The organism is Fervidicella metallireducens AeB (assembly GCF_000601455.1).
In the GTDB taxonomy this organism is placed as follows: Bacteria; Bacillota; Clostridia; order Clostridiales; family Caloramatoraceae; genus Fervidicella; species Fervidicella metallireducens.
On the sequence record NZ_AZQP01000127.1, the window covers coordinates 1 to 1,354 of the forward strand.

At 35.6% G+C, this 1,354-nt stretch carries 1 protein-coding gene; it reads left to right on the forward strand.

Translation table 11 applies throughout. From position 1 onward, the window contains the following. Positions 1-132: 132 nt before the first annotated feature. On the forward strand, positions 133-1,354 hold a 1,222-nt coding region (locus Q428_RS14035), incomplete at its 3' end, for a DDE-type integrase/transposase/recombinase (protein ID WP_035382033.1).

The window sequence follows — 1,354 nt, forward strand, 5'->3', positions numbered from 1 at the left end:
ACCCCTTTTAAATTTTTTTCTTTATATATCAAGGGTTACAAAGTTTTTTAGAAATAAAAAACAATGACCCCCTTTTTTCTGTTATAATTGAATCAGCTAAAACAAAAAATAACACGAAAGGATGTCATTGTCTTGGATTCAATTATAACTTATTTACTTCAGATAATTCAATACCAATATCAACAAATTTGTTGGCTAGTTCTCTTTATTTCAAAATATATTCCGCTTAAGCAATTGGCTCATGATGAGACTCATTCACCTAAATATCAAAAATTCAAAACTGATATCCTTCCCATAGTTGTAAAGTTCGAGAAAAAAGACTGGCGCAAGCTTCTAACTGATTATGAGCTTGAACATGGGAAACCCCTTAAGACTGTCCAACGACGCAATGGTAAGTCTATTTCTGTTGATACTATTTGCCCTGTATGCGGTGCGCCTCACCATTATATTTACGATAACAATGGCGGAAAAGGTCAGTTTCAATGCAAGGTCTGCGGTCAGACCTTTATTACAGGAAAGCATGCCACTAAGCCTCTTAAGCTTAAATGCCCATATTGCGGACATGCTCTTTCTCCTAAAAAGCATCGCTCTTTCTTCATTGTTCACAAATGCGTCAACGATAGCTGCTCCTATTACTTGAAGAACCTAAAATCTGTGGATTCAGAGGTTCTCAAAAATAACGAGAAATACAAGCACAAACTACGCTATATCTACCGTGAATTTACTGTGGATTTTTTTGCTATGGATTTAAACTCTTTACCTAAAAATGCTTCTTCTTTGAAATTTAACAAACATAATGCTCATATTATGTCGCTTTGCCTTACTCTCCACGTTAATCTAGGACTTTCACTTCGTAAGACTTCACAAGCTTTAGAAGACCTATATAATATTAAGGTTTCACACACCATGGTTGCAAACTATTGTAAGACTGCTGCAGTTGTTATTAAACCTCTTGTAGACAATTACAACTACAAAAAATCTGATACTTTCGTTGCCGATGAGACCTACATTAAGGTTAAAGGTGTCAAAGGCTATATTTGGTTCATCATGGATGCTGTTTCAAGATCTATCATAGGTTATCAGGTATCTGACAACCGTTCTGTAGGTCCTTGCATTCTTGCTATGCGCATGGCATTTGGCAACATAAAATCTTTATCTGAGAAATTTAAATTTATCGCTGATGGCTACAGTGCTTATCCTCTAGCTGCTCAGCAATTTTCTCTGAAACAAGAAAATCCACTTACCTTTGATATTACTCAAGTCATTGGTCTTACCAATGATGACGAGGTCTCCAAAGAATTTCGTCCATTTAAACAAATGATAGAGCGTCTTAATCGAACCTTTAAGGAAACTT